Genomic DNA, 5453 nt, shown 5'->3' with positions numbered 1-5453 from the left:
CCGCCGCCCGACCCGGCGCAGGCGGAATCCAGCCGGGTCGAGTATCAGCGCGAGGTCTTCAATTTCCAGGGGGGCACCCGCGACCCGTTCCTGACCTTGATCACGTCCAGCGAGGTGCGGCCGACCCTGCGGGATCTCCGTCTCGTGTCGATCTTGTTCGATTCCCGTTACGGCAACAGCGTGGCGGTGGTCCGCGAGGAAGGGAATCCGCGCCCGCACCGGCTCCGCCGCGGCGACCAGATCGGCCGGCTGCGGGTCATCCAGATCAGACGGTACGAGGTTGTCTTCCAAGTCGAGGAATTCGGCTTCGAGCGCCAGGAAGTGCTGTCGCTCCCACGACCGGAGGCGAACAATCCATGAGACGAGCCCCGCTCTTCCTGCGCACCGCCGGGGGGCTCCTGTCCCTCGCGGCGCTGATGGCGGCCACTCCAACTGCCCAAGAAGGGCCAACGGCCGACGTTACGGCGGTCAGCGTGCTTCCATCGCCGGGACGGGCCGAGGTCGTCGTGGACGTGCGCGGCGTGGTGGAGGTGTCGGACTTCGTGCTGCGCGATCCCGCCCGGCTGGTCGTGGACCTGGTGGGCGCCCGGCTCGTCGCGCCGATCATCCTTTACGACGGGGTCAACCGCGGCGGCGTGCGCAACATCCGGTACGCGCAGTTCCGGCCCGACATCGTGCGCGTGGTCGTGGAGCTGGACGAAGCCCGCGACTACCAGGTCACCCAGGAGGAGAACGCGGTCCGCGTTGCCTTCGATGCCGCGCAGGTCTTCGAAGGATGGTCGAGCGATGCCGCGCGCCTCGCGTCGGCGCGCGCGCCCGCGAACCCGGCCGCGCCTCCCGCTCCGGTCGTGACGCCGGCGCCCGCGGCCACCACGGCGCTCCCGGCCGCGATCCCGCCGTCGGTCCGGGCGCGTGCCCCCGAGGCGCCGCGTGCCGCTGCGACCGTCGGCCCCAGTGCGCTCCAGCAGCAGACCTCGCAGCAGCCGCGGATCAGCGTCACCTTCGACCGCGCGACCATTCAGGAGGTCATCGCGAACTTCGCCGCGTTCTCCGGCCGCTCCATCATCACCGGCAAGGACGTGGCGGGCGAGGTGACCGCCGAGATCCACGATCAGCCCTGGGACATCGCGTTCAACGCCATCCTGGCGGGACAGGCGCTCGCCGCGAGCGAGCTGCCCGGCGGCATCATCCGCGTGGACAGCCGGGCTAACCTCGCCGCGCAGGACTCGCTCGAGCCGCTGACGACGCGGATCATCAAGATCAACTACGCCCGCGCCTCGTCGCTCGCGCCCTCCGTGGCGGGCGTGGTGACGCCCGGCCGCGGCCGAGCCGTGCCTGACACGACGACCAACTCGATCATCGTGACCGACCTTCGCTCCCGCATCGCCATGGTGGACTCCTTCATCCAGTCGCTCGACCAGCGCACGCCGCAGGTCGCGATCCAGGCCCGCATCATCTTCGTGGACCGGTCGGACCTCGAGGACATGGGCATCCGCTACGACCTCGGGTCCAACCAGGCGTTCTTCAACCGGCTGGTCCAGCGGGCGGACCTGGCGACCGATCCCACCGGCGCCACGCCCTTCGAAAGCGGCGTGAACGTCATCAACCTGGGGGGCAACGGGGTCGCCGCGATCGCCAACGCCACCGAAGCGCTGAAGGACGGCAACCCCGCGCTCCAGCTCATCTACTCGACGGTGCTCGGCAACTTCACCCTGACGGCCTTCCTCGACGCGCTCCAGACGGTGGCGCTCGCCGACGTGCAGGCCGAGCCGTCGGTGACGGTGGTGGACAACCGCGAAGCCAGCATCTTCGTGGGCGAGCGTACACCCATCCGCCAGATCGACGTGGCGGGCGCCGGCGCGGGCGGCGGCGGCGGCATCGCGCGGGCCACGACGGTGTTCCAGGAAACGGGCATCAAGCTGAGGGTGACGCCGCACGTGGTGGCCGGCACGCGCGAGATCCTCCTGGAGCTGCACGCCGAGCGGTCGGCGGTGCAAGCGTCCGGCGTCTCAGAGCTCGGGGCCATCTTCACCACCCAGGAAGGCACTACCGAGCTGCTCGTCGGCGACGGCGAGACGGCGGTCATCGGCGGGCTCACTGTGACCGAGGTCACGGTGTCGAAGACCGGCATCCCCTTTCTTGTTGACCTACCGGTCATCGGCAGGCTGTTCGGATTCCGGAGCTCCTCCGAGCGGCGGCGTGACTTGCTTATTCTGGTGACGCCGCACATCGTCGATGACATGAACCAGACGGGAGCAGGTGGCCAAGATCGTCGGTAGTCGCGTCCCGCGGCTCGTTGCGCGCCTCGCCGCCCTCACGGGCTGCGTGCTCGCCGTGTCCTACTGTGGCGAGCAGGGCCGCTTCGGAGGGATCACCCCGCCCGGCGGCGACACGGAGAACCCGGTCGTCACGGTCACCTTCCCGGGCGGCGCGGCCGACACCGTCGTCGACATCACCGACAGCCTGAAGTTCACCGTGCGCGTCACCGACAACGCGCAGGTCGCGGCTATCCAGGTGCGCGTTGCGGGCCTGGGCGGCTTCACGCTCGACACCACGGTGCTCGACACCACCAACACGACCGCAACCACCGACGTCACGCGGTCGTTCACCGTGCCGCTCCCCGCCAACGCGGCGGGCCAGCGCCTCGCGATCACGGCCACCGCGGCCGACGTCACCGGCAACACCGCGACCACGACCATCAACGTCGTCGTCGAGGACCCGCAGCCGCCGGTCATCACCGTCCGGCAGCCGGGCAGCGGCGCGTCGGTCGCCGCGGGTGCCACGCTCACGGTCGTCGTCAAGGCGACGGATCCGTCGGGCATCGACTCGATGGGCGTTCGGCTCTTCCAAACCAGGGACGCGCTCGGCCAGCCGAGGACCATCACCCAGGTCGCGAAGCCCCGGTACTCGCCGCGCGTCGAGTCCAAGACCGACACCTTCCAGTTGACGGTCCCCGACACGCTGAACCCGGGGACGTATACGGTCCATGCCTTCGCCTTCGACGGCAGCCCGTCGCTCAACGACACCACCTCGGCCGACGTTTCGATCCAGGTGGCCGACACGCTGGCGCCGTTCGGGACCTTCCTCAGCCCGCCGCAGGATTCCCAGGTGGTGGCCGGCGACAGCCTGCGCATCACCTTCCGCGCCCAGGACCGCGCGGGTTTGGACAGCGTGGTGTTCCGCGGCTTCCAGCAGCGGGGCGACTCGGCGCTCGGCACGGACCAGCAGATCCTCCGGTTCAACGTCCGCGTGGCGCGTCTCGCCACCCAGTCGGACAGCGTGGTGCTCACGCGCATCCTCGATCCCGTGGTGAGCGACTCGACGCCGTCCGATTCCGTGTTCCTCGAGGCCACGATCTTCGACGTCGGCGGCAACCGGACCAAGGTGCTGCTGCGCATCCGGATCGTGCAGGGGCCGTTCGTCCGGGTGTCGTCGCCGGCGAACGGCAGCCGCCAGCCGGTCGGCGTCCCGCTGGCGATCACGCTGATCGGCCGCGACCCCGATAGCGTGCGCATCCTGGGCTTCATCGCCAGGGGCGTCGCGCCCGGCGCGGACACGCTCGCGGTGATCGCCCCGCCGCTCCAGGTGCAGGACACCATCACCCGCACCCTGACGGTGCCCGCCTCTACGGCGCTCGGCGTGGACACGATCACGCCGTTCGGCCGCGACAAGCTGGGCAAGGCCGTGCTCGGCACGCCCATCGTGGTGAGCTTCGAGGACCGCCAGAAGCCCACGGTGACGATCAACCTGCCTAACGTCGCCAACTTCCCGGTGACGGTCGGCGACAGCGTGCGCGTCAACGTGCGGGTCGAGGACAACCGCGGGGTCGCCGGGGTCGTGTTCGCCGGGGTGGCGCTCCGCGGGGTGGACTCGCTCGGCACCGGCACCACCGTGACGCGGTACGTGTCGCGATCGGTCACGCTGGCCCAGGCGACCGACACCACCTTCACCCGGTACCTGCGGTTTCTTCCCGGCGATTCCACGTCGGAGAACGTGCAGATCATCGTGACGGCGCAGGACTCCTCCGGCAACATCGGCGCCGACACCGCGCAGGTCCGCATCGTCAACGGGCCGGTCGTGTCGATCGTCCGGCCGTCCGACGGCTCGTTCACGTCGGTGGGCAAGAGCGTCGCGATCGAAGTCAGCGGCGTGGACCCGCAGGGCGTGCGCATCCTGGGCTGGCGGGCCACCGGCGTGGTCACGGCGCAGGACTCGGTCATCGCGATCCCCTCCGGGGGAGCGCTGCCAGATGCTCTGACGTTCATCGACACTCTGACGATCCCCGTGGGCACGCCCCTCGGCAACATCGTCATCACTCCATTCGGAGTGGACTCCCTGAACGACCCGTCGGGCACTGTCGGGGGCGTGTCGATCACGGTGCAGAGCGTCACCGGCGACGTGACGCCGCCCCTGGTCACGTTCACCGTCGACAGCCGCGTGGAGGTGGACGACAGCATCAGCGTGCGTGCCACCGACGCCAGCGGCATCACCTGGGTCGGCTTCGTCGTCCGGCAACTGGGGAGCAGCGCCATCGTGCGTGCCGACAGCGTGCTCTTCTCCGGCGCCCTCACCGACGTGACGCAGCGGTTCCAGCTCACGCTGGACAGCATCTCCACTTACCCGCGCCAAGTCACCATCGAGGCCTTCGCTCGTGACGCGGTAGTGCCGACCTCGAACCGCGGCGTCTCGACCACCGGGACCACGCCCATCGCGTCGCCGGCCGCGACGGACACGCTGACGGTGGTGGCGGGGAAGACGATCGCGCTGCCGCTGGGCGGCCAGATCGGCGACGCGATCTACAACCGGAACCGGAACGAGCTGTACCTCTCGAACACGACGCTCAACCGGCTCGAGATCTTCCAGCTCAACGACAGCACGTTCGCGCCGGGCATCCCGATCGGCTCGCGCCCGGTGGGGATCGCGCTGTGGCCGAGGGACACGCTCGGCAGCAACGCCGACACCGTGATCGTGGCGAACTCGGGCGGCACGAACCTGTCGATCGTGGACGTCTCGGCGGCCCGGGTGGAGCGCCGCCGGCACCGGCTGCCGAACTACCTCGTCCAGACGGTGAAAACGAGTACCAACGCCGGCGGCGGCCTCGACATCATCGTCACGGAGTTCGACCTGTCGGACCGCCCGCTCTACGTGGGCGCCACGTGCCGGGCGGGCGCGATAGCGGCGTGCGACAGCGTGCTGGCGGTCTACTCGACGACGCCGACGCCGGCGCAGCCAGCGCCGTTTACCAACCGCGGCTACATGGCGTGGGAGAACCTCCGGGCTCTGGCCGGGGCGCCGAGCGGCCACTTGTTCTACGAGGTCGGCACGGCCTCGTCGGCGGTCGGGACCGACACCGTGCAGATCATCGCGGTGCGCGACACGGCGCCGGGCCTGGCGCGCCGCGACACGATCCTGGGCGCCGGCGTCGGCATCATCGCGGGCCTCACCCAGCTGGC

3 protein-coding genes are annotated in these 5453 nt (G+C 70.2%); all 3 read left to right on the top strand.

Annotated features, from left to right (window positions below):
* A partial coding sequence (locus Q8Q85_01635; GenBank protein ID MDP3772946.1) for a hypothetical protein occupies positions 1-360 on the top strand: 360 nt, incomplete at its 5' end.
* A complete protein-coding gene (locus tag Q8Q85_01630) occupies positions 357-2279 on the top strand; it encodes an AMIN domain-containing protein (protein ID MDP3772945.1) in 1923 nt (640 codons plus the stop codon). The genes Q8Q85_01635 and Q8Q85_01630, both read left to right, overlap by 4 nt.
* Positions 2260-5453, top strand: a 3194-nt coding sequence (locus Q8Q85_01625) for an Ig-like domain-containing protein (GenBank protein MDP3772944.1), incomplete at its 3' end; no start/stop codon positions are given. The genes Q8Q85_01630 and Q8Q85_01625, both read left to right, overlap by 20 nt.

Source organism: Gemmatimonadales bacterium, from assembly GCA_030697825.1.
Taxonomy (GTDB): Bacteria; Gemmatimonadota; Gemmatimonadetes; order Gemmatimonadales; family JACORV01; genus JACORV01.
Note: the sequence above shows the minus strand (reverse complement) of the source record. Positions and strands in the feature narration are given on the sequence as shown.

Coding starts and splice junctions, on each gene's coding strand:
- Q8Q85_01630 (MDP3772945.1), top strand. CDS start 357: ATGAGACGAGCCCCGCTCTTCCTGCGCACCGCCGGGGGGCTCCTGTCC.